Here is a 20771-nt window from a genome sequence, read left to right as displayed (position 1 = left end):
TCCCCGCTGTGCCCCCGAGCCTCTCCCGAAGGGAGTTGACGGCGCGTAGAGCACTTCATACCGCGCCATGCACCTCTTGCTCATGGCGTTGCTTCTTGCGGCGCCCGATCCGACGACGCTCGTGAACCCCTTCATCGGCACCTCCGGCACGCAGCAGGGCGGCCCCATCGACACCTTTCCGGGCGCGGACGTCCCCTTCGGGATGCTGCAGTGGAGCCCGGATACGCCCTCGCAGAATGCCGGTGGCGGCTACGAATACAACGACCGTGCTACCACCGGCTTCAGCGTCACGCACCTGAGCGGGCCGGGATGCAACGTCTTCGGCGACTTTGCCATTCTGCCGACGCTCGGGAGCGTTAACGATCCGGCCGAAGCGGAGGACGCCTTCTCGCACGCGCACGAGCAAGCGTCACCGGGTTGGTACGCGCTCGCACTCGACAACGGCATCGCCGTGGCGCTCACGGTGACGCCGCGCACCGGCCTCGGCAGCTTCACGTTCCCGGCCGGCAGGGCCGCGAATCTCCTCGTAAACGCATCGTCCGATCAAGCCGGCGTAACCGCAGCGGACGTGCGCGTCGTCGGCAACGACGAGATTACCGGCTCGGCAACGAGCGGTGCGTTCTGCGGAATGCCCGACGCGTTCACCGTCTATTTTGCTGCCCGCTTCAACCGCCCGTTCTCCGCGTACGGCACGTGGCGCGGCGCGAGCGCGACGCCCGGATCGAGCGCGTCGCGCGGAGCGGGAAGCGGAGCGTGGGTGACGTTCGACACGGCCGGAGGCACTGTCGTGAAGATCGCAGTCGCGATCTCGTACGTGAGCGTCGCCGGTGCGCTTGCGAACCTCCGTGCGGAGAACCGCGGATGGGATCTCGACGCGGTGCACGCTGCCGCACTGAAGATGTGGCGCAACGTGCTCGGGCGGATTGCGATCTCGGGGGGAACGCCGAGCGAGCAGACGACGTTTTACACCGCACTCTATCATGCGATGCTCCATCCGAACGTCTATAGCGACGCCGACGGGCGCTACCGCGGGTTCGACGGCAACGTGCATCGCGTGCGCCCCGGACACGTCGAGTACGTGAACTACTCCGATTGGGACGTCTACCGTTCGCAGATTCCGCTCGTTGCGTTGCTCGATCCGGATCGCGCCGGCGACATGATGCAGTCCCTCGTCGACGCGGCGCAGGAAAGCGGCGCTCTTCCTCGCTGGGCGCTGGTGAACGCGCCGACGAGCGTCATGGGCGGCGACTCCGTCGACGCCGTGCTCGCGGGCGGCTATGCGTTCGGGGCGCGCGGCTTCGACGTGCGCGGCGCCGTAGCTGCGATGGTTCGCGGCGCGAGCGATCCCGATCTACCGCGCGTTGACGGTTGGTACGTCGAACGCCCGGAACTTGCCGAGTATCTGCGCCACGGCTACGTCGTCAACACGCACACGACGTCGGTTGCACCCGTTCCCAACGGCGCGTCGGAGACGCTGGAGTACGCGCTCGACGATTTCTCGATCGCGCAGCTCGCGCGCGTGGCGGACGAAACGCGCATCTATCGCGAGTTCCTGCGCCGCTCGAGCAATTGGGAGAATGTCTTCGACACGGCAACCGGGCTCGTCGCTCCGCGCGACCAGGACGGCGCCTTCATGCAGACGCCGATCGCCGATGCGGGCCAGAGCGGCTTTCAAGAGGGCAATGCGGCGCAGTACACGTGGATGGTGCCGCAAGACCCGAACGATCTCATCGCCGCCATGGGCGGGCGCGCGCAGGCCCAGCGGCGCCTCGACACGTTCTTCACGCAGCTCGACGCCGGCCAGAATCTGCCGTACGCGTGGCTTGGAAACGAGCCGAGCCTCGGGAGCCCGTGGATCTATCTCTCCGCCGGCGAACCCTGGCGCGCGCAGGCGGTCGTGCGTCGCGCGCTGCTGACGCTCTACGCAGACACACCCGTCGGCTTGCCGGGCAACGACGACCTCGGGGAGATGAGCGCGTGGTACGTGTGGTGCGCGATCGGGCTCTACCCGCAGAATCCCGCGATGCGTTTTCTCGACGTCGGCAGCCCGCTCTTCGCGCGCGTCGTCATCACCGCTCCGCACGGACCGACGATTGCGATCGACGCGCCGGCTGCTGCAGATGACGCACCGTACGTGCAGTCGCTCTCCGTAAACGGGCGCGCGACGCAGCAGCCGTGGCTCGAACTGCCGTTGCACGGGAACGTCGATCTCGCGTTCGTCTTGGGATCTATGCCGAACGAGCAATGGGGTACGGCGTCCGCCGATGCGCCGCCGTCGTTTGCGGGCGCATCCCCGCGCTTTCCACCTGCGAGTGCGGTCACGCTCTCGTTGCCAACCGGCGTTACCGCGGTTGCGCCCGGTGCGCGCGCGACCGTGCAGCTCGCGCTCGCGAATCCGGGAACGGCGGCGGAGCGCATTGCCTGGCACGTAACGGCCCCCGATTCCCTGCGCGTACAGCCCTCGTCGGGCGCGAGCGTCGTTCGCGCCGGCGAGACCGCGACCGTTGCGCTCGTCGTCACCGCCGGCCCGCAGACCACCAGCGCGTACGAAACCGTATGCGTCGAAGCAACCGCAGCGTCCGGCGCGCTGCTGCAGCACGCCGCCGCCGTCGTGCGTGTCGGGGCGGCGAGCGCGCACGTTGCACTCGCGTTTCTCGAGAACATTTACGACAATAGCGTGACGCCCGTCGATCTTTCCACCGGAGCGCTGCTGCCCAAGATCGCGGTCGGAAGCTCGCCGCGAGACGGTGTCGTCGCTCGCAACGGGATGCTCTTCGTCGCCGACCGCGACGGCGCCACCGTGAGCGTCATCGATCCGCGAACGCGCACGGTCGTGAAGACGGTCGACGTCGGCCGCGGCCCAAGCGCACTCATGGCGGCGGCGGACGGAACGCTCTGGTTCGTGAACGCGTATGGCGGCACCGTTCAATCGATCGATCCGAGGACGCAAACGGCAAGCGCGCCGATCGCCGTCGGCGGCACGCTGCGCTCGGTGGCGATCGTCGGAACGACGCTCTACGTCACCGTGCAATCGCAAAACGAAGTCGTGCCGATCGATATGAGAACGCGCGCGCTCGGAACGCCCATTGCGGTAGGGCGAGCACCGGAGGGGATTGCGGCGATGCCCGGCGGGCGCCGCCTCTACGTCGTCGACCACGCCTCGAACGAGGTGACGCCCATCGACGTAGCGAGCGGGCGCGCGCTACCAGCGATTCGTGTTGGGGTCGCTCCGGTGAAGATCGCCATCGCGCCGGACGGGCGCACCGCGTACGTCGGAAATTACGGCGTCAACACGGTGACGCCGATCGACCTGACCCGAGATACGGCAGGCCCCCCGATCCCGGTGGGAGGGGAGCCCTACGACGTCGCGGTGAGTACGGACGGCAACACGCTTTGGGTCGTCAATCACCAAGACAACGATCTCGTGCCCGTCAGCATCGCGACGCGCCGGCCTGGAGCGCCCATCGACGACCCGAACGGTCCGCTGACCGTCGTCCTTCCGTAGCCTGTTACGGCGCGTGTGGCGTCGCGGCGAACGAGTAGATCGGTGCCGCTCCGGCGAGCGCGACGGGCGCTCCGAACTTGGCGATGTTGCGATCTTCGCTCGGCCGTTCGTTGACCGCGGAGCCGGTGATCTTTCCGTCGCGGATCGTTCCGTTCAGCTGCCAGGCTCCGTTGCGCCCGATCGTCAACCAGACGTGGTTGCCGGTGCGACCGCCGGTGATCGGAACGAAGCTCGGCAATCCGGCCGGATGGTAGTATCCAAAGACCGTGCCGTCGTTGTGGTAGGTGAGGTCCATAGTTCCCGTGACCGGGTACGCATGCGTGATCGGGTTCCAGATGGAGATGTTGTAATGCGAGGCTGTCGCCTGCGCCCGTACCGTTCCAATCGTACCCCAGCAGATCGCGACGGCGGCGAGCGCGCAAAGCGCGAGTGAGCGTCTCATAGTTCCTTCTTTCCTTATCATGGTACCCGCGGCAGGCTGGAGTCGTTCGGGATCGGGCGGCCGACGAAGCTGTAGAGGGCTCTGCCGAACGAACGGAAAGCGCGGCCTACTATCCTACCGTCGCGCTCGAGCGTTCCGGTCACGTGCAGAGGGCTGCTGCCGCCGATGTCGAGCGCGATTTTCGAGCCCGAGATCGACCCCTGCACCGGCATGACGCTACCGTCGGTCTGATGGTAGTACCCGACGAGCGTTCCGTCGGGGCGGAAGGTGAGATCCAGGGTGGCCGAGGTTGGGAAGCCACCCTGAGGGTAGCGGTAGAGCTCGGTGTAGTAGTGTCGCGTCGGGCCTTGAGCAAAGACAGGCGCCGCGGCGGCAAGCGCCAAAACGGCGAGCGCCGCGAAGGCCTTGGCCGTCCAGCGGGTGGTCATACCGGTATAATAACGCCTTTCGGCCTCTGAGCGTTACGGTTGCTGCAATCGAGAAAGCAAGAGGGCACCGCCCGCCGCGGAATTCGCGGTTCGGGCGTATGCATGCGGCGACTTTTACAAGCAAGCGCTAGCAGGCTATGCGAGAGCGTCGAAACCTGCGTACGGGCGCAGCGCCTGCGGGATCGCGACCGTGCCGTCCGCGCGCTGAAAGTTCTCCAGAATCGCTACGAGCGTTCGTCCGATTGCAAGCCCGGATCCGTTGAGCGTGTGCACGAGCTCCGGTTTGCTCTTCGCGTCGGAGCGGAAGCGAATCGCCGCGCGCCGCGCTTGAAAATCCGTGCAGTTGGAGCACGAGCTGATCTCGCGAAAGCTGCCGGCGTTCGGCAGCCACACCTCGACGTCGTAGGTCTTCGCCGCATTGAAGCCCGTCTCGCCGGAGCAGAGCGCGACGACGCGATGCGGCAGCTCGAGCTCGCGCAGCAGCGCCGCAGCGTTATCGGTCAGCGTCTCGAGCGCGTCGGAGGAGTGCTGGGGCTGCGCGAGCCAAACGAGTTCGACCTTCTCGAATTGATGCTGTCGAACGAGGCCGCGCGTGTCCTTGCCCGCGGCGCCTGCTTCTTTGCGAAAGCACGGCGTGAATGCGGCATACTTGCGCGGAAGCTCGCGCGCGTCGAGGATCTCGCCGCCGTGCAGCGCGGTGAGCGGCACCTCTGCGGTGGGGATGAGGTAGAGATCGGTGTCGGCATCGTGAAACATCGCGTCGGCGAACGTGCTCAGCTGACCCGTCGACCACATCGTCGCACGAGAGACGAGATACGGCGGAGCGATCTCTTCGTATCCGCGCTGCGCCGCTCGATCGAGAAAGAACTGCGCGAGCGCGCGCGAGAGGCGCGCACCATTGCCTTTCAAGAGCGAAAAGCGGCTGCCCGAAAGGCGGGCGGCTCGCTCGAAATCGAGAATGCCCAGCGCCTCGCCGAGCTCCCAATGCGCCTTCGGAGCAAAATCGAAGTGCGGCAGATCTCCCCACGCGCGAACGATGACGTTCGCGCTTTCGTCGTTCCCGTCTGGAACGCTCTCGTCCAGCAGATTGGGCATCTGCTCCAGGAGGGCGCGGAGCGGCGATCCTCCCGCGTCGGGCGCCAGCTCGCGTACGCGCTCCTCACTTTGCGCGATGCGGCCGGCGAGCGCATCGAGCTGCGGGCGGCGCTCCGCGGTCGCGGCTGCTTTGTCGGCAGCCATGCCGATCTCGGCGGAGAGCGCCTTGCGAGCCGCCTGCGCCGATTCGAGGCCGACGAGCGTTGAGCGGTACTCCGCATCGAGGCGCAGAATCTCGTCGACCACGGACGGATCGAGGCTGCGGCGGCGAAGCGACTGCCGCACGCGATCGGGATCGCGGCGAATGACGACGATATCGAGCATGACTAAGGGTTTCGACGCAAAGCGTTTGCTCCCGCCGCGTGAGGCGTTGGAGCGCTATTTTGCGCTCGTTGCGCTCGAGCCGTGCGGCGTCGAGTGCGTCGCGCTCGAATCGGCGCGCGGACGCGTGCTCGCGCGTCGAATCGAGGCGGACGACGATTATCCCACCGCCGCGCGCTCGGCGATGGACGGTTTCGCGATTCGGTCGCGGAGTACGCCGGGCGCACAGCGCGTGGTCGGCGACGTGCGCATCGGCGCGCAGCCGCAGCGCGGAATCGCGAACGGCGAAGCGATGAAAATTTCGACGGGTGCGATGTTGCCGGAAGGCGCCGACGCCGTGGTACCTGTGGAAAGCGTTCGCGAAAAGGGCGGTGAGGTCCACGTCGAGGAGAGGATCGCGCCGGGCGATGCGGTCGTCGCGCGCGGCGCGGACATGCGCGCGGGGGAAGCGCTGCTCGAACCGGGTCGCCGCATCGGCGGGCCCGAGCTCGCGCTGCTGGCAGCGCTCGGCGTCGTGGACGTTCCCGTCTATCGCAGACCCGTCGTCGCGGTGATCTCGAGCGGCGACGAGCTCGTCGCGCCCTCCCTGCGACCGGGCGCCGGTGAAGTGCGCGATGCGAACCGCTATGCGATCGCGGCTTCGCTCGAGGCGCTCGGCGTACAGCCGCGACAGTACCCGATCGTGCGCGACGACGAGGGCTTGCTCGAAGCAGCGCTGCGCGAAGCGCTCGACGCGTGCGATGGCGTAGTCGTCAGCGGTGGTTCGTCCGTCGGCGAACACGACTTGACGCCTCGTGCAACCGCTTCGCTCGGATCGCCGGGCGTTGTCGTGCACGGCCTGCGCGTACGTCCCGGAAAGCCGACGATGCTCGCTGCAGTTGAAAAGAAGCCCATCGTCGGCCTTCCGGGCAACCCGCTCTCCGCGCTGATGATGCTGGAGGCGGTCGCGGCTTCGATCTTCGCCGCGCTCGCAGGAGCGCCGCCGCCGTACCGTGAGGTCGACGCCGAGCTTGCATCCGCGCTCGAAGCTCCGGCGGGATGGACGTGGTACGTGCCGGTCGCGCGCGACGGCGACGTGGTGCGACCGCTTGCACTGCGCTCGTTCGCCGTGAGCCTCGCGGCGCGTGCGAGCGGATACGTCGTCGCCGGCGAGAAGCAAAGCGCTTTTCGTGCGGGCGAGCGCGTGCGGATGCGGCACTTTCTCTGCGGTGGTGCGTGATGCGCGCAACGCGCGTCGTGGAGGCTCTTCCGGCGAATACGCCGTTTATCGGGCCCGAACGGTTGATGCGCGAGAACGGCCTGCGCGAGCTCGTGCGCCTCGGCGCGAACGAAAGCGCGTTTGGACCGTCGCCCCGCGCCGTCGCGGCGATGGCGGAGCAGCTCGATCGGCTCTCGTGGTACGGCGATCCGGACTCGTACGCGCTGCGTGAGGCGCTCGCCGCGCGTCACGGCTGCGCGCTTGAGCAGACGACGGTCGCCTGCGGGATCGACGACCTGATGGGCTTGGCGGTGCGCGCCTTCGTTGAGATCGGCGGTGTCGCGGTCGCGGCGCGCGGGACGTATCCCACCTTCGCGTACCACATCGCAGGATACGGTGCGCGCTTGGAAACGACGCCCTATACGAAGGAAGGCGGCCCCGACCTCAGCGGGCTTGCGGCGCTCGCGCAACGCGTGCGCCCGTCGATCGTCTACCTGGCGAATCCGGACAATCCGAGCGGAGCATTTCTGGAGCGCCGCCTCATCGCGGAGTTCTACGAGGCGCTCCCGGACGAGACGCTGCTGCTGCTGGACGAAGCGTACGCCGACTTCGTGCCGCCCGATCGACTGCTCGAGCCGCGCTTCGAAGACCGTCTCGTACGGCTGCGCACGTTTTCGAAGGCGTACGGCCTCGCCGGCGCGCGCATCGGATACGCGCTTACGACGAGGGCCAACGCAGAGCGATTCGAGCGGATCCGCCTGCAATACGGCGTCAATCGCAACGCGCAGATCGGTGCCCTCGCGGCGCTCGAGGACGAGGCGCACCTGGCGTGGGTGGTGCGCGAGACCGCAGCCGCGCGCCGGGCGTACGAGGCGCTCGCGCACGAGCTCGGCACGACGACGATTCCCTCGCTCGCCAACTTCGTGTGCATCGACATGGGCGACGCGCAGCGAGCGATGCACGTTACGGCGGAGCTCTTACGGCGCGGGGTTTGGATCCGCAAACCAGGCGCATCGCCGCTCGACCGATACGTTCGCGTCAGCGCCGGGACGCCTCCGATGCGTCACGCGTTCGCGCAGGCGCTGCGCGGCGTGCTCGCCGAACGTGGCATGGCCGCACCGTGAGATATGCGTTCTTCTCGGACATTCACTCGAACCTCGAATCGCTCGAGCGAGCCCTCGCGCATCTCGCGCCGGACGACGTCCTCGTCTCGCTTGGCGATGTCGTTGGGTATGGCCCGAATCCGAACGAGTGCGTGGCGATCTTGCGCGCGCGTGCGCGCCATGCCGTCATGGGCAACCACGATCTCGCGGCGATAGAGAACTTCGGCATCGAGTATTTCAACGAAGCCGCGAAAGAGGCGATGATTTGGACGCAGGGCGTGCTCGACGAGCCGAGCCGCGCGTGGCTGAACGGGCTCGGATACGAGCTGCGCTTCCCGGAGTTCCTCCTCGTGCACGGCGCGCCCGTGCGCTATTTCGATTACATCCTGGAGAAGCGCAACGCAGTCGCCGCCTTCGCCGCCACCGACGCGCCGCTCATCTTCGTCGGCCACACGCACGTCGCACAGCACTGGAGCGCGGAGCGCAACGGTTCCGTCGGCCATCGGCATATGCAGCGCGGCGGCGAGCTGCAGCTCGATCCGGCGAAGCGTTACATCATCGACGTAGGGAGCGTGGGCCAACCGCGCGACTTGAATCCTAACCCATGCTTCGTTCTCTACGAACCCGAGAACGGTCGCGTCGAGTGGGTGCGTTACGGCTACCCCATCAGCACCGTGCAGAGAAAGATTCGCGCGGCCAAACTGCCCGCATATCTCGCGGATCGCCTGGACTCCGGACGGTGAGCGTCTCCGGCGTGCCGATCGACGATGGACGCTGTTTTGCCTGCGGTCCGGAGAACCCGTCGGGCTTGCACCTGCAGTTCGAGAATCTCGGCGAGGACGGCGTGCGCGCGCGGACCGCTCTTGCGCCGCAATTTCAAGGCTGGCGCGGCATCGCGCACGGCGGCATCGCGATCTCGCTGCTCGACGAAGCGATGGCCCATGCGGCGGGCTATGCGGGCTACCGCGGCGTCACGGCATCGATGAGCGTGCGCTTTCGCAAGCCGGTTCCGCTGGGCGCGCCGCTCGTCGTCCGCGGGCGCGTGACGTGGAAGCGCGGCAACGTGCTCGGCATCGAAGCCGACGTGCGCGACGCATCGGGTGCGCTGCTCCTGCGCGGCGAAGGGCACTTCGTCTCGCGCGGCTCGGTCGGCGATGCAGTCGATCGCCGAAACCCGGGAGCATAGCGATGGCGAAGATGCGGCAGCAGCGCGAAAAGGCGGCGGAGGCGCAGCGCCCTCATCGCTCTCCGACGCTCGAGAACCGGCGCGCGCGCTTCGAGTACGAGATCCTGGAGTCGCTCGAAGCCGGCATCGCGCTCTCCGGCACGGAGGTGAAAGCGATCCGCGCGGGCGGCGCGTCGATCGGCGAAGCGTACGCGCGCTTTCGCAACGGCGAAGCGTGGCTCGTCGGCATGCACGTCCCGCCGTACAAGCAGGGAAGCTTTTCGAATCTCGATCCGGGTCGCGCGCGCAAGTTGCTCCTGCATCGCGAGCAGATCGCGCTCCTACGCTCGCGCGTGCAAGAGAAGGGCCTCACCGTCGTTCCGCTGCGTCTGTACTTCACGCGCGGCATGGCGAAGGTGCAGCTCGGTCTCGCGCGCGGAAAGAAGCTCTGGGACAAGCGTGCGAGCATCGCAAAACGCGACGTCGAGCGCGAGATCGCCCGGCACGGCAGATAAGCCGTGGTGCTCTCGCTAGTCTTGCGGCACGCGCTATGAGGGGAGCTCATCCGGAACGGGCGATGGAGCAGCACGTGCTGCGCGGCGACGTTCTGCGCACGGGGGAGCGCCTCGTCGTCGCGTGCAGCGGCGGCCCGGATTCCGTCGCGCTCGCCGCCGTGCTCGCGGCGATCGCGCCGCATCTCGAGCTGCAGCTTTCGATCGCACACGTCAACCATGGAGTTCGCACGTCGGCGTGGCAGGACGAGTGCGTCGCGATGCGGGTCGCGGCGAGCCTCGGGCTTGCTTTGGACGTTGCCGCGCCGAAGCCGGAGGGTCACGACGAGGCGATGCTGCGAACGGTGCGGTACGAATCGCTCGTCGAGATCGCACGCCGGCGCGGCGCGAGTGCCGTTGCGACGGCGCACCACGCGGAAGATCAGACCGAGACCGTGCTGCTCGCGCTCTTTCGCGGGAGCGGACCGGACGGGCTCGGCGGCATGACGGCGCGGCGCGAGCTGGTACCGGGCGTCGCGCTGGTTCGCCCGCTGCTGCGAATCGCGGCCGAGGATTTGCGGTACTACTGCCATGTGAGCGGCTTGCCGTACGCGATCGATCCGACGAACGAAGACGCGGCCATGCGCCGCAACGCGGTACGAGAGGCGCTCGCTTCGCTGCGCCCGGCCTTTCCGGGACTCGACGAAGCGGTCGCGCGAGCGGCCGAGCTGGTCGCAAGCGAGCGAGCTGGGACGGATCGGGCAGTGCTGCGCCGGCGCGTCCGCGACCTCTTGCGAGATGAGGCGAGCCTCTCCGACGTGGACTTCGCCCACGTGGAGGCGGCCGCGCGGACGATGGAATTGGGCGGGAGCGGCCGATTCCATATGAAGAAGGGCGTCACCCTACGAATCGAGACGGGGCGGCGGAACGAACCATAAATGAAGATTGGGCAAAGCTATGACGGCACGATCGAGCAGCAGATATACTCGGCAGAGGAGATCGCTGCGGCAATCGGGCGGCTCGCCGTCCGGATTGCCGGCGATTTTACCGGGCAACCACTGCTCTTGCTCGGGGTGTTGAAGGGGGCGCTCTACGTCGTCACCGACCTGGCCCGAGCGATCGCGCTGGTCCCGGACGGCCCGAGCGAGATCATCGTGGATTACATCTGTGTCTCCAGCTACGGCAACGCCACCCGCACGAGCGGCGAGGTGCGACTTCTCAAGGACACCACGGAAACGGTAACCGGTAGGAACGTCGTCATCGTTGAAGACATCGTGGACAACGGTCTTACCTTGGAGTATCTGAGCGCGCTCTTGGCGGAGCGCAAGCCGGCGCGGCTCTCCTCCTGCGTGCTCTTCGACAAGCCGTATCATCGCAGGGTCGACGTCGCGCTCGATTACGTGGGCCTGCGCTGTCCGGACGAGTTCGTCGTAGGTTACGGCTTGGACTATCAGGAACTCTTCCGGAACCTTCCATATCTCGCGCAGCTAAAGCCCTGGGTTTTTCGTTCTGAGTAATTGTAAGTGAGCAAGCATCTTCGTTCGGTCCTCCTCATCATCGCGGTCTTCGTCCTCGTCTTCGTCGTGGTCTCGCACCTCGTCGCGACCCAGGACGATAGCGCGCACCTGGACTACGGTGCCTTCTACCAGCGATTGGAGGGTGGGCAGGTACGGTCGTTCCACGCGGTAGGAACGCAGGCGAGCGGCACGCTCGCAAACGGCACGAAGTACGTCGTTTCGATTCCGAACACGGACAGCGCGTTCGTGCAAGACGTCATGCGCCACGTGAAAAGCGGCGTCGTCAGCTTTGAGCAACCGTCGAATACGGGCATCTTTACGTTGCTCGAGGGTCTTGCACCGATCTTGTTGATGGCCTTGCTCTTCCTCTTCCTGTTCCGCCAAGCGCAAAGCGGCGGGAGCCAAGCGCTGTCGTTTGGACGGTCGCGCGCAAAGATGCTCTCGGAGAACCGGCCCAAGGTTACCTTTGCCGACGTCGCAGGCGTCGACGAGGCGAAGGAAGAGCTGGCGGAGATCGTCGACTTCCTCAAATATCCGAAGAAGTATCAGGCCCTCGGCGCGCGGATTCCGAAGGGCGTGCTCCTCCTCGGGCCGCCCGGATCGGGTAAGACGTTGCTCGCGCGCGCGATCGCCGGCGAGGCGGGCGTGCCGTTTCTTTCGATCTCCGGCTCCGACTTCGTCGAGATGTTCGTCGGCGTCGGCGCCTCGCGCGTTCGCGACCTTTTCGATCAGGCGAAGAAGTCGGCTCCTTGCATCATCTTCATCGACGAGATCGACGCGGTCGGGCGCCAGCGCGGCGCCGGGCTCGGCGGCGGTCACGACGAGCGCGAGCAGACGCTCAACCAGCTGCTCGTCGAGATGGACGGCTTCGACCAGAATACCGGCGTCATCCTGATTGCCGCGACGAACCGCCCGGACGTGCTCGACCCCGCGCTGCTTCGCCCCGGCCGCTTCGACCGCCAAATCGTCGTCGATCGCGCCGACATCAGAGGCCGTCAGAAAATCCTCGAAGTGCATGCGCGCAACAAGCCGCTCGCGAAAGCCGTCGAGCTCGAGACGCTCGCGCGCCGCACGCCCGGTTTCTCCGGCGCCGATCTCGAGAACCTCTTGAACGAAGCGGCGCTGCTCGCGGCGCGCCGCAACAAGAACGTCATCGAGATGAACGATTGCGACGAAGCGATCGATCGCGTCATGATCGGTCCGGAGCGCAGGTCTGTCGTGATGTCGCAGAAAGAGAAGGAGATCACCGCGTACCACGAATCCGGACATGCGCTGATCGGCGGGCTCATCGACAAGTCCGACCCCGTGCACAAGGTGACGATCATTCCTCGTGGTATGGCGCTCGGCATCACGTGGTCGCTCCCCGAAGACGACCGGCACAGCCGCACGAGAGACGAGCTGCTCGCGCAGATCACGATGTCGCTGGGCGGCCGTTTGGCGGAAGAGATTAAGTTCGGCGACGTCACGACGGGCGCGTCGAATGACTTCGAAAAGGCGACGGAACTCGCGCGAGCGATGGTCACGCAGTACGGCATGAGCGAGCTCGGCCCGATTCAGTACGGTCGTGGAAACCGGCAGGTCTTTCTCGGACGCGATTTCGGTGAAGAGCGCAACTACTCGGAGGAGGTCGCCTCGAAGATCGACGGCGAGGTGCGCCGCATCATCGAGAGCTGCTTCGCGCACGGCCGCCAGATCCTCACGGACAATTGGACGAAGGTGGAGCGCATGGTAGAATCGCTGCTCGAATACGAGACGGTCGACGCCGAAGAAGTGCGCGCGATCCTCACCGATGCTCCCTACGATCGGAGCGCGGCGGAGAGCCGCCCGCCGGCGCCGCCCGCTCCGGAGAAGGCGGCCGATGAACCGAAGCGACCCGATCAGCAGCGTCTCAAGCCGAAGATCAGGCCGGAGCCGGCATGAAGGTCGCACGCGCATCCACCTTGGCGCTCCTTGTGAGCGCCCTTCTTGTTGCGCCCGGCATCGCCGAGCCGTCCGTTCAGAGCGGAACGCTGCCGCACGGCGCGACGTACCTGATCGCTCCCGACGCCGCATCCCCGACCGCAGCAATCGACCTTTGGTTCCGCGCGCCGGACGACGGGTACGCTTCGTCCGTTCCGGGGCTGGCGCGCGTCGCCACGACCGCCGCAGCTGCCGCAAAACTCGTGAGCGGCAGATCGCTCGCGGAGAGCGTCGCCCATGAGGGCGGACGCCTCACGATCGAGGTCTTTCCGGACATCATCGGGGTCGGCGTCGTCGTGCCGGCTGAGGCCGCGCGCCGGATGCTTGCCTCTTTGTCTGCAGCGTACTTCGCGCCGTCTATCGACGAAACGGCGTTGCACGCCGCGCAGAGCGACACGACGATCCTCGCGGTGCAGCAGCAGTACGAGCCGGACCTGCTCGCTCACGACCTGCTCTTTGCGCGGCTCTTCACGTCGGGTCCGGCGCACGAGCCGCCGATTCCATTCTCCGCCGTCGACGTGTCGCACGTCACGTTAGACGACGTCACCTCTTTTGTGCATCGTGCGTTTCGCGCGGGCAATGCGTTCGTGAGCCTCGCCGGCGCCGTGGATCCCGCGATGTTGAGTGCCGTGACCGAGGGCAACGGCACGTCTCCGGCAGACGCGCCTATCTATAGCGCACCGGCGCGACCGGTGCCGCAACCCCTTGCGCAGCGGGGGGCGCTACCGGCGATCGGCCTTGCATGGACCGGGCCGCCGATCTCGGACGAGCGCGCCGCGACGGCGCTAGATTTCGTGGCGGATTACCTGTTTCGCCCGGGAACCGGAACGTTCGCGCGTCAGCTCGAGGACGGCAGCGCGCGCGTAGCGCTGAGCGGACAGTTCATCACGCTGCACGATCCCGGCGTCATGCTCGTCACCGTGGACGGCAGCGACGATGCAGGGCTGCAAAGCCGGATCGCAGACGCCGTGAACGCGATGCAGAGGCCGCTGTCCGCGGCGGCATTTGCGGCAGCACGCGAAGCATTTCTCTACCACCTCGGCAGCGATACGCAGACCGCCTCCGCGCAGGCCGACAACCTGGGTTGGTATGCAGCCGAAGGCGCTGCGTCGTATGCGCCCGGAGGCGCAGGGTACACGGGTTTCGCACGTTCGCTCGATCCGGACTACGTCGCAGCAATGGTACGCCGGTATTTGAAGAACCCGGCGATCGTACGCATTACTCCATCCGCTCCGCCGAAAGGCAGCTCGTCGTGAGACGTCTCCTCGTGCTGTTCGCCACGCTTGCCGCCACGTCGCTGCCCGCGCTCGCGACGACTCCGATCTCCGTCACGCACGAGAGCGGCGTCACCGTGGTGACGCAGGCCGACCCAAGTGCCTCGCTCGTCGGCGTCGAGCTCGCGATACCGGCTGGGCTCAATCGCCAGCAGCTGTCGCAGAGCGGGCTCGCGGCACTTACCGCCGAGTCGATCCTGCGTACGCAGGTAAGCGGCGTTCCGCTCGACGAGGCGATCGAGGCGCGCGGAGGATCCGCGCGCTACACCGTCGAGCCAACCGGCGTACGTTTCTACGTCGAAGCGCTTGCGGTCGACGCACCGGCCGTCTTCGACGCGTTCGCGACCGCGCTCTCCGCACCCGATTTCTCCGGGGCAACGGTGACGGCGGCACGCGACGCCTTGATTCGCCGCGTCGAGAGCGAACAGCAGGAGCCTCTCGCCGTTGGGGTCGAGATGCTCGATCTCGCGCAAGCTGGCGGCAACAATACCGGAATGCCGATGTTCGGTACGCCGGGATCGCTCGTGCAGCTCGCTCCTGCGAACGTGAGCGCATTCTATCGCGCGTTCTACCGGCGCGGCGGCGCCTCGATCAGCGCGGCCGGTCGCGTCGACGCTCTAGGCGCGCGGACCATCGCGCGGCTCGTCGCGGTTCTGCCGCAGGGCGCGACGCCGGTTGTGAAGACGCGCGTCCAGGGGCTGACCAGCTCTCATCGCGAGCTCGTCGCGCGCCGCGACGTGAACGCCCCTTGGCTCGTCGTGCAGTATGCGGCCCCGTCGGTAACGAGCACCGATTACGGACCGATGCTCGTGCTCGCGGCGTTCCTCCGCCGCACGCTCGGCGACATCGCCGAGGTCCCAGGGACGATTTCGCCGACGGCGGCATCCGGCGCGGTGGGTGCCCTCTACAACTACGATTCCTCTCAATCCTCGCTCGTGCTCTACGTCGACGGGAGCATCGGCGAGCCGAATCACACCTTCAGCACCGCGCTTTCGGTCGTGAACATCCTGAGTGCGACGAGGCTCGAAGGATCGATCGAGCAGTTCAAGCGCATCGCGGCGGGCGACTTCACCATCGGCGCGTCGACGCTCGAAGCGCGCGCGCGGCTCGGCGGAATCTTTGCGCGCCGGACGGGCTCGGCCGATTATCTCGACGCGACCCTACGTGCGATCTCGGCAACGACGCCTGCGGATCTGCAGCGTGTCGCGCGGCGTTATCTCGGGCGGCCCACGATCGCGCTGGTCCTGCCGCGCTCCGGTTAGACTGCGCCTCGCACTCGTCCACGATTACCTGAACCAGCGCGGCGGCGCTGAGCGCGTCTTCGCGCACATCGCGCGCGCGTGGCCCGATGCGCCGGTGTACACGGCGCTGTACGACGAGCGTGCGTGCGGCGATCTCGTGCCGCGAGCGCGCGTCCGTGTCTCGGCGCTCTCGCGCGTTCCCGGAGCGAATCGGTTCTTTCGCTACATGGCGCCGCTCTATCCGCGCGTTTTCGAGCGATTCGATCTGGGCGCGTTTGACACGATCGTCAGCTCGACCACGGCGTGGGCAAAAGGCGTGATCGTTCCGCCGGGGGCCGTGCACGTCTGCTACGTCAATGCCGTCAGCAGGTTCGCGTTCGCCTACGATGCGTATGTAGGCGCGTTCGGCATGCGGCGGATTGCGCGTCCCGCGATCCAGCGACTCGTTGCATGGGACGAGCGCGCCGCGCTCCGGCCCACGGTGCTAGTTGCAAACTCCCGCAACGTCGCCGGTCGCATACGCGAACACTACGGCCGCGAGGCGCTGGTTCTGCACTGTCCGGTCGATGTCGAGCGCTTCACCCCGGGCCGCGGAAGCGGCGAGTACTTCATGATTGCCTCGCGCCTGCTGCCCTACAAGCGTATCGATCGGGCGATCCGCGCCGCGCAGCTCGCACGCGTGCCACTGCTCGTCGCCGGTTCCGGCCCGGCCGAACGTGCGCTCCGGCAGCTCGCGCGCGGGACGACGACGACGATGCTCGGCTACGTCGACGACGTTGCGCTCAATGCGCTGCTCGGCGAAGCGCGTGCTGCGGTTCTCCCCGGCGACGAAGACTTCGGCTTGGTGCCGCTCGAGGCAGCGGCTGCCGGGCGTCCGACGATTGCATTGCGAGCCGGGGGTGCGCTCGAGACCGTCGTCGAGGGCGAGACCGGCGTGTTTTTCGATGAGCCATCCGCCGAGTCTCTCGCCGCCGTCCTGCGCGAATTCGATGCGTCGCGCTTCGACGCGCAACGTTTGCGCGCGCATGCGGAGCGATTCTCGCCTGAAGGGTTCGTCGCTCGGCTGCGCGAGATTGTGGGGAATGCACGCGCGCGAGCTTAGTCGAGCCTCGACCGGGCCCACACGGGATTGGTGGCTGATCGGAGCGGCCGCAACCTTCGCGATCGTTTACCTTGCGTTGGATCTCAACAGGCTCTATGCGCTGCGGTATGGTGCGGATCTCGGCACGTATCTGCAGACGCTCGTGAACCTACAGCATGGCTCGTCGTGGAACTACGGAGAGTGGCGTCCACACCTGCAGGTGCACGACGCATGGAGCCTCTGGATGCTGGTGCCGTTCGTGTGGCTCTTTCCCTCGGCAGAGATGCTGCTCATGATCCAAGTCGTCGCGATTGCGGCGGCGGCGATCGTGCTCGCTGCGTTCGCGCGCGAGATCGGCGTGAGCCGGCACGTCGCGACGTTGCTCGGCATCGCCTTTCTCTTGACTCCGTCGGCGCAAGGGCTCGTCTACGATAACTTCTCCGAAAACGTCTTCGTCCCGCTGCTTGCGTTTGCGGGTGCGCTCTTCGCCATACGCAGGGCGCTGCTGCCGACGCTCGCCGTCGCGCAGCTTCTGCTCGGCTTGAAGGAGGACGAGATTCTTTTCGTCGCATGGTTCGGTGCTGCGTGCGCGCTCTTTTGGGACCGGCGCATGGGGATCGCGCTCGTCGCGCTTGCAGCGCTGAATGCGGCAGGATTCGCTCTCTATGAAACGCTGCACCACGTGCGCCCACACGATCCGGGGTATGTCCTCGTTCCGCACGATTCGCTCGGCGTCGCGTGGCTGCTGCTCTTCCTCGCCATTCCGTTTGCGTTTGCGCCGCTCGTGGTCGGATGGAAGCGTCTGCTCCTGGGGGCACCGCTCGTCGCGGAGATCCTCTTCATGGCGCCGTGGACGTATGAACCGAGTCGCATCGGATCGCACTATACGGGGCCGCTCCTCGCCGCGAGCGCCCTTGCCGCGGCTTTCGGCGTGGCGCGGCGGCCGCAACTCGGTCGGTGGATGGTGCCGCTCGGGATCGTCGCGACGCTCTTCTTCAACGACACGGTGCTGCACGCGGGACGCTGGCCGTATCTCGTCGACTGGAACGCGTACGCGCGCGCGGTCGCGGTGCGGCAAGACGGCAGCGTCCACGTGATCCCGCGCGACCAGGAGGGCGTCTGGGCGGTTGCCGCCTCCAATCGGAAGGTTCGGCTCGAGCAGCTGCCGCGGCCCGGCGCAGTCTTCTGCCCAGCATACAATACCGACGCGCGTCTGTTTTTTGCCGGGCTCGCGCACCCGCCACCGCGCTTGTGCGGAGGCGTCGTCGTTCCTTTGAACGCGCCGACGCCGAAACCGTACTCTTGAAACGCTTTCGCGTTCGGGGCATGCGGGAGGATCGCGGACGTTTTGCCGCGCTTCACGGCGAGCGCGTCTTCGTCTACTGGCCGCACGGTTTGGGCGACTGGGCGCACGTCGCAGCGATCCTTCCGTTGCTCGAGCCCTCGAACGCATACGCGATCGCACGCTTCGGCGACGACTACGCGTGCCTTCTCGACGGCGATGCGTACGTTCGCGTTCTGCACAGCGGCTCGCGCGCGCTCGGCGACGGCTCCGCGTTAGGAGCCCGTCATCTCGGCCTTCAGCAGCGTCGCCTCAACGGCGCGATGCGGGAGCTCGTCGTTCCGGAGCCGCTCGCGGAGCAGCTTGCAGCCTTCGACCCCACGGTCGTGCTCTGGACCGACTATCCCGAAACCGAAGGGCGAACCGCATTTCCCTTTCACACGAAAGCGCGCAACGCGGCGCGTCTGCTGGTAGCGCGCGAGCGGCTTACCGCGTTCGACTTGACGAAGCCGCTGCCGACGACGGTGGATGCCGGCGTCGATCGAGCCCTGCAGCGCGCCGTGGACGAACGATTGAATGCGTTCGCGCCGCCCGGTACGCGGCGATACGTGCTCTCGATTGCCGGATTCAGCGCGGAGCGCAAGAACTGGGATGCAGCTCAGGCGCGCCGGTTCGTGCATCTGCTGCAACGTGACGATGCGCGGGCCCGAGCGGTCGTCATGGGCGACGCTGCTCTCGGTGACAAACGGCGCTGGCCCGGGCGGGAGATCGTCGCGGGCTACCACGAGCTCTTCGGCGATCTCGATGCGCCCTTCGCGCGTGCGTATCTCGCGCTGCTCGCACGGGCCGATGGCGTCGTGGCCGTTCCAGCAGGTCCGTTTCACGTGGCGATGATTTGCCGCGGCATTCCGATCGTCGGATTGTGGGCGGCGCACCTCCCGGAATGGTACGACGAGCCGAATCCCGATGCGATGCATCTCGTCGGCAGCTACGTCGGCGATCGCCACTTCGACAGGCGCCCAGCAACGACGACGTTACCGCCGGCATGGCACCGGAAGACGATGCTGGATTCGCGCGTGATTCCCGCAGAGGCGGTCGTCGCCGCGCTCAAGCTCTCTTAGCCGCCGGCAAGCTTCGGATAGAAGTAGAGCACTGCGGTGCTCACGGCGTTGAAGAGTCCGTGTGAGATCATTGAAGCGTACGCATTGCGCGAGCGATAGTAGACCCAGCAGAGCACCATGCCGCCGAGCGCGAGCAAGACTCCGCTGACGGGATCGGCGCCGCCGCCGGCGACGTGTGCCGCGCCGAAAAGCGCTCCGCTGACGATCGCGCCGAGCCAGAAGCCGCCGTAACGCATTCCGAGATTGAAGAGGAAGATGCGGAAGATCGTCTCCTCGGCGATCGGCTGCAGCACGACGGCGAATGCAACGAAGAAGGCGACGCTTCCGAGATTGTGCCGGAGGTTCTCGAATATGCGCTCCACCAACTGCGGGTGGACTGCGTGGGTGAACGTGTCGAGGAGGCTGGAACCCACGTCGGCGATGAGGATCATGCACGCCGCGCCGGCGATGGCATAGAGGAGCGCGCTTCCATCGACAGGGCGAAATCCCAGTTGTCGCAGCGAGAGGCGCGTCAGGCGCGGCATCGAGGCGACGATCAGCGCAACGACGAGCGCTTCCGCGAGAAGCTGTGCCACGGAGGATGCAACGAAGACCGACGACGTCGTGGTTGCCGGGTTGCGCGTCGCGGCTTGCAGATCCATACCGTGGTGCGCCGCAATGAGCCAGAGGCCAGCGCCGAAACCTACAACGACGAGCGCGACGAGAAAGACGCCGACGACGAGAAGGATGAAACCGAGCGTCCAGCCCGGTGAGAAGCTACCGTTCGGCCAGCGCGTCGGCCAGTTTGGCGAAGTCTCCGAGATCGAGTCGTTCTCCACGTTGCTCCAATGGGATTCCGGCGTCGGCTACAGCTCGTTCTACCCGCCGCCGGTCCAGCCCGAGCGCCAGGACCAAGCTGTTGACGAGCGTCTTGCGGCGGTACGCGAACGCGGCGCGCACGACCTCCCGGAAACGACGGACGTCGCGCGGCCGTACCGCCGGTTCGCGACGGCGTATCAACTGCACGACGGCCGACTCGATCTTCGGCTGCGGAAAGAACGCGCGTGGCTTCAACGTGAACGCACGACGAACCGTCATCGCGTACTGAACGGCAACCGAGAGACTACCGTACGCTGCGGTGCCCGGTGCTGCCGCGAATCGATCGCCGACGTCGCGCTGCACCATCACGGTCATCGACTGCGGTCCGGCCTCCATCTCGACGAGACGCGTGACGAGCGGCGTCGCGATGTTGTACGGGAGATTGCCGGCGACGTGCCACGCGCCATTCCCCGCGAAGGCCGCGTAATCGAACGCCATGGCGTCGGCGCAGAGAATCACAGCGTCGCCGATATCTTCCCGCTGTTGGAGAATCGCGACGAGGTCGCCATCTATTTCGAGCGCGGTAACGCGTGCGGCGGAGGCGACCAGTGCCGCCGTGAGCGTTCCGGTGCCGGCGCCGATCTCCAACACTGGCACGCTCGGCGCGACGGCAAGCGCCGCGATGCGGTGCGCGGCGGAGAGATCGACGAGAAAGTGCTGCCCTAGGCGCTTCTTCGGGCGCAAGCCGTG

Annotated in this window: 19 protein-coding genes; 14 read left to right on the top strand and 5 right to left on the bottom strand. The window is 66.8% G+C overall.

Annotation, left to right across the window (positions count from 1 at the left end; genetic code table 11):
- The first annotated feature begins 67 nt into the window (after positions 1–67).
- Positions 68–3505: a GH92 family glycosyl hydrolase gene (locus VMV82_06810; GenBank protein ID HUY41262.1), complete on the top strand. Its 3438-nt coding sequence runs from the start codon at positions 68–70 to the stop codon at positions 3503–3505.
- A 4-nt stretch (positions 3506–3509) separates the two neighbouring features.
- On the opposite strand, the gene VMV82_06805 is transcribed toward VMV82_06810, so the two are convergent.
- From VMV82_06805 to serS, 3 genes are all read right to left on the bottom strand, one after another.
- On the bottom strand, positions 3510–3947 hold the full coding sequence (locus VMV82_06805; protein HUY41261.1) for a hypothetical protein: 438 nt from the start codon (positions 3945–3947) through the stop codon (positions 3510–3512).
- Positions 3948–3964: 17 nt separating this feature from the next.
- Positions 3965–4375, bottom strand: coding sequence for a hypothetical protein (locus VMV82_06800; protein ID HUY41260.1), 411 nt, complete (start codon positions 4373–4375; stop codon positions 3965–3967).
- Positions 4376–4510: 135 nt separating this feature from the next.
- Positions 4511–5794, bottom strand: coding sequence for a serine--tRNA ligase (serS, locus tag VMV82_06795; GenBank protein ID HUY41259.1), 1284 nt, complete (start codon positions 5792–5794; stop codon positions 4511–4513).
- On the opposite strand from serS, the gene VMV82_06790 reads away from it, so the two are divergent.
- The 13 genes from VMV82_06790 (at position 5793) to VMV82_06730 (ending at position 19223) form a co-directional block, all read left to right on the top strand.
- A complete protein-coding gene (locus tag VMV82_06790) occupies positions 5793–7010 on the top strand; it encodes a molybdopterin molybdotransferase MoeA (GenBank protein HUY41258.1) in 1218 nt (405 codons plus the stop codon). The genes serS and VMV82_06790 overlap by 2 nt on opposite strands.
- On the top strand, positions 7010–8113 hold the full coding sequence (locus VMV82_06785; protein ID HUY41257.1) for an aminotransferase class I/II-fold pyridoxal phosphate-dependent enzyme: 1104 nt from the start codon (positions 7010–7012) through the stop codon (positions 8111–8113). Before VMV82_06790 ends, VMV82_06785 begins: the two co-directional genes overlap by 1 nt.
- Positions 8110–8835: a metallophosphoesterase family protein gene (locus VMV82_06780; GenBank protein HUY41256.1), complete on the top strand. Its 726-nt coding sequence runs from the start codon at positions 8110–8112 to the stop codon at positions 8833–8835. The genes VMV82_06785 and VMV82_06780 overlap by 4 nt, the downstream gene beginning before the upstream one ends.
- Entirely contained in the window at positions 8832–9278 is a 447-nt protein-coding gene (locus tag VMV82_06775) for a PaaI family thioesterase (GenBank protein HUY41255.1), read from the top strand. Before VMV82_06780 ends, VMV82_06775 begins: the two co-directional genes overlap by 4 nt.
- Positions 9279–9289: 11 nt before the next feature.
- Positions 9290–9772 (top strand): SsrA-binding protein SmpB, encoded by a 483-nt coding sequence (gene smpB, locus VMV82_06770; protein ID HUY41254.1) that lies wholly within the window; start codon positions 9290–9292, stop codon positions 9770–9772.
- A 62-nt stretch (positions 9773–9834) separates the two neighbouring features.
- A complete protein-coding gene (tilS, locus tag VMV82_06765; GenBank protein ID HUY41253.1) occupies positions 9835–10686 on the top strand; it encodes a tRNA lysidine(34) synthetase TilS in 852 nt (283 codons plus the stop codon).
- Positions 10687–11265, top strand: a complete 579-nt coding sequence (hpt, locus tag VMV82_06760; protein ID HUY41252.1) for a hypoxanthine phosphoribosyltransferase — start codon at positions 10687–10689, stop codon at positions 11263–11265. It abuts the gene before it with no gap.
- A 6-nt stretch (positions 11266–11271) separates the two neighbouring features.
- Positions 11272–13185, top strand: coding sequence for an ATP-dependent zinc metalloprotease FtsH (gene ftsH, locus VMV82_06755; protein ID HUY41251.1), 1914 nt, complete (start codon positions 11272–11274; stop codon positions 13183–13185).
- Positions 13182–14480: an insulinase family protein gene (locus VMV82_06750; protein ID HUY41250.1), complete on the top strand. Its 1299-nt coding sequence runs from the start codon at positions 13182–13184 to the stop codon at positions 14478–14480. The genes ftsH and VMV82_06750 overlap by 4 nt, the downstream gene beginning before the upstream one ends.
- Entirely contained in the window at positions 14477–15760 is a 1284-nt protein-coding gene (locus VMV82_06745; protein ID HUY41249.1) for an insulinase family protein, read from the top strand. The genes VMV82_06750 and VMV82_06745 overlap by 4 nt, the downstream gene beginning before the upstream one ends.
- Positions 15699–16841 (top strand): glycosyltransferase, encoded by a 1143-nt coding sequence (locus tag VMV82_06740; protein HUY41248.1) that lies wholly within the window; start codon positions 15699–15701, stop codon positions 16839–16841. The genes VMV82_06745 and VMV82_06740 overlap by 62 nt, the downstream gene beginning before the upstream one ends.
- Before the next feature lie 76 nt (positions 16842–16917).
- Complete coding sequence (locus tag VMV82_06735; protein HUY41247.1) at positions 16918–18126, top strand: DUF2079 domain-containing protein; 1209 nt, start codon at positions 16918–16920, stop codon at positions 18124–18126.
- Positions 18123–19223, top strand: coding sequence for a hypothetical protein (locus tag VMV82_06730; protein HUY41246.1), 1101 nt, complete (start codon positions 18123–18125; stop codon positions 19221–19223). The genes VMV82_06735 and VMV82_06730 overlap by 4 nt, the downstream gene beginning before the upstream one ends.
- Here VMV82_06730 and VMV82_06725 read toward each other — a convergent pair.
- On the bottom strand, positions 19220–20041 hold the full coding sequence (locus tag VMV82_06725; GenBank protein HUY41245.1) for a type II CAAX endopeptidase family protein: 822 nt from the start codon (positions 20039–20041) through the stop codon (positions 19220–19222). The genes VMV82_06730 and VMV82_06725 overlap by 4 nt on opposite strands.
- On the bottom strand, positions 19980–20765 hold the full coding sequence (gene rsmA, locus VMV82_06720; protein HUY41244.1) for a 16S rRNA (adenine(1518)-N(6)/adenine(1519)-N(6))-dimethyltransferase RsmA: 786 nt from the start codon (positions 20763–20765) through the stop codon (positions 19980–19982). Before rsmA ends, VMV82_06725 begins: the two co-directional genes overlap by 62 nt.
- Between the last annotated feature and the right edge of the window lie 6 nt (positions 20766–20771).

Source organism: Candidatus Dormiibacterota bacterium, assembly GCA_035532035.1.
In the GTDB taxonomy this organism is placed as follows: domain Bacteria; phylum Vulcanimicrobiota; class Vulcanimicrobiia; order Vulcanimicrobiales; family Vulcanimicrobiaceae; genus Tyrphobacter.
This window is presented reverse-complemented; position numbering and strand designations above follow the sequence as displayed.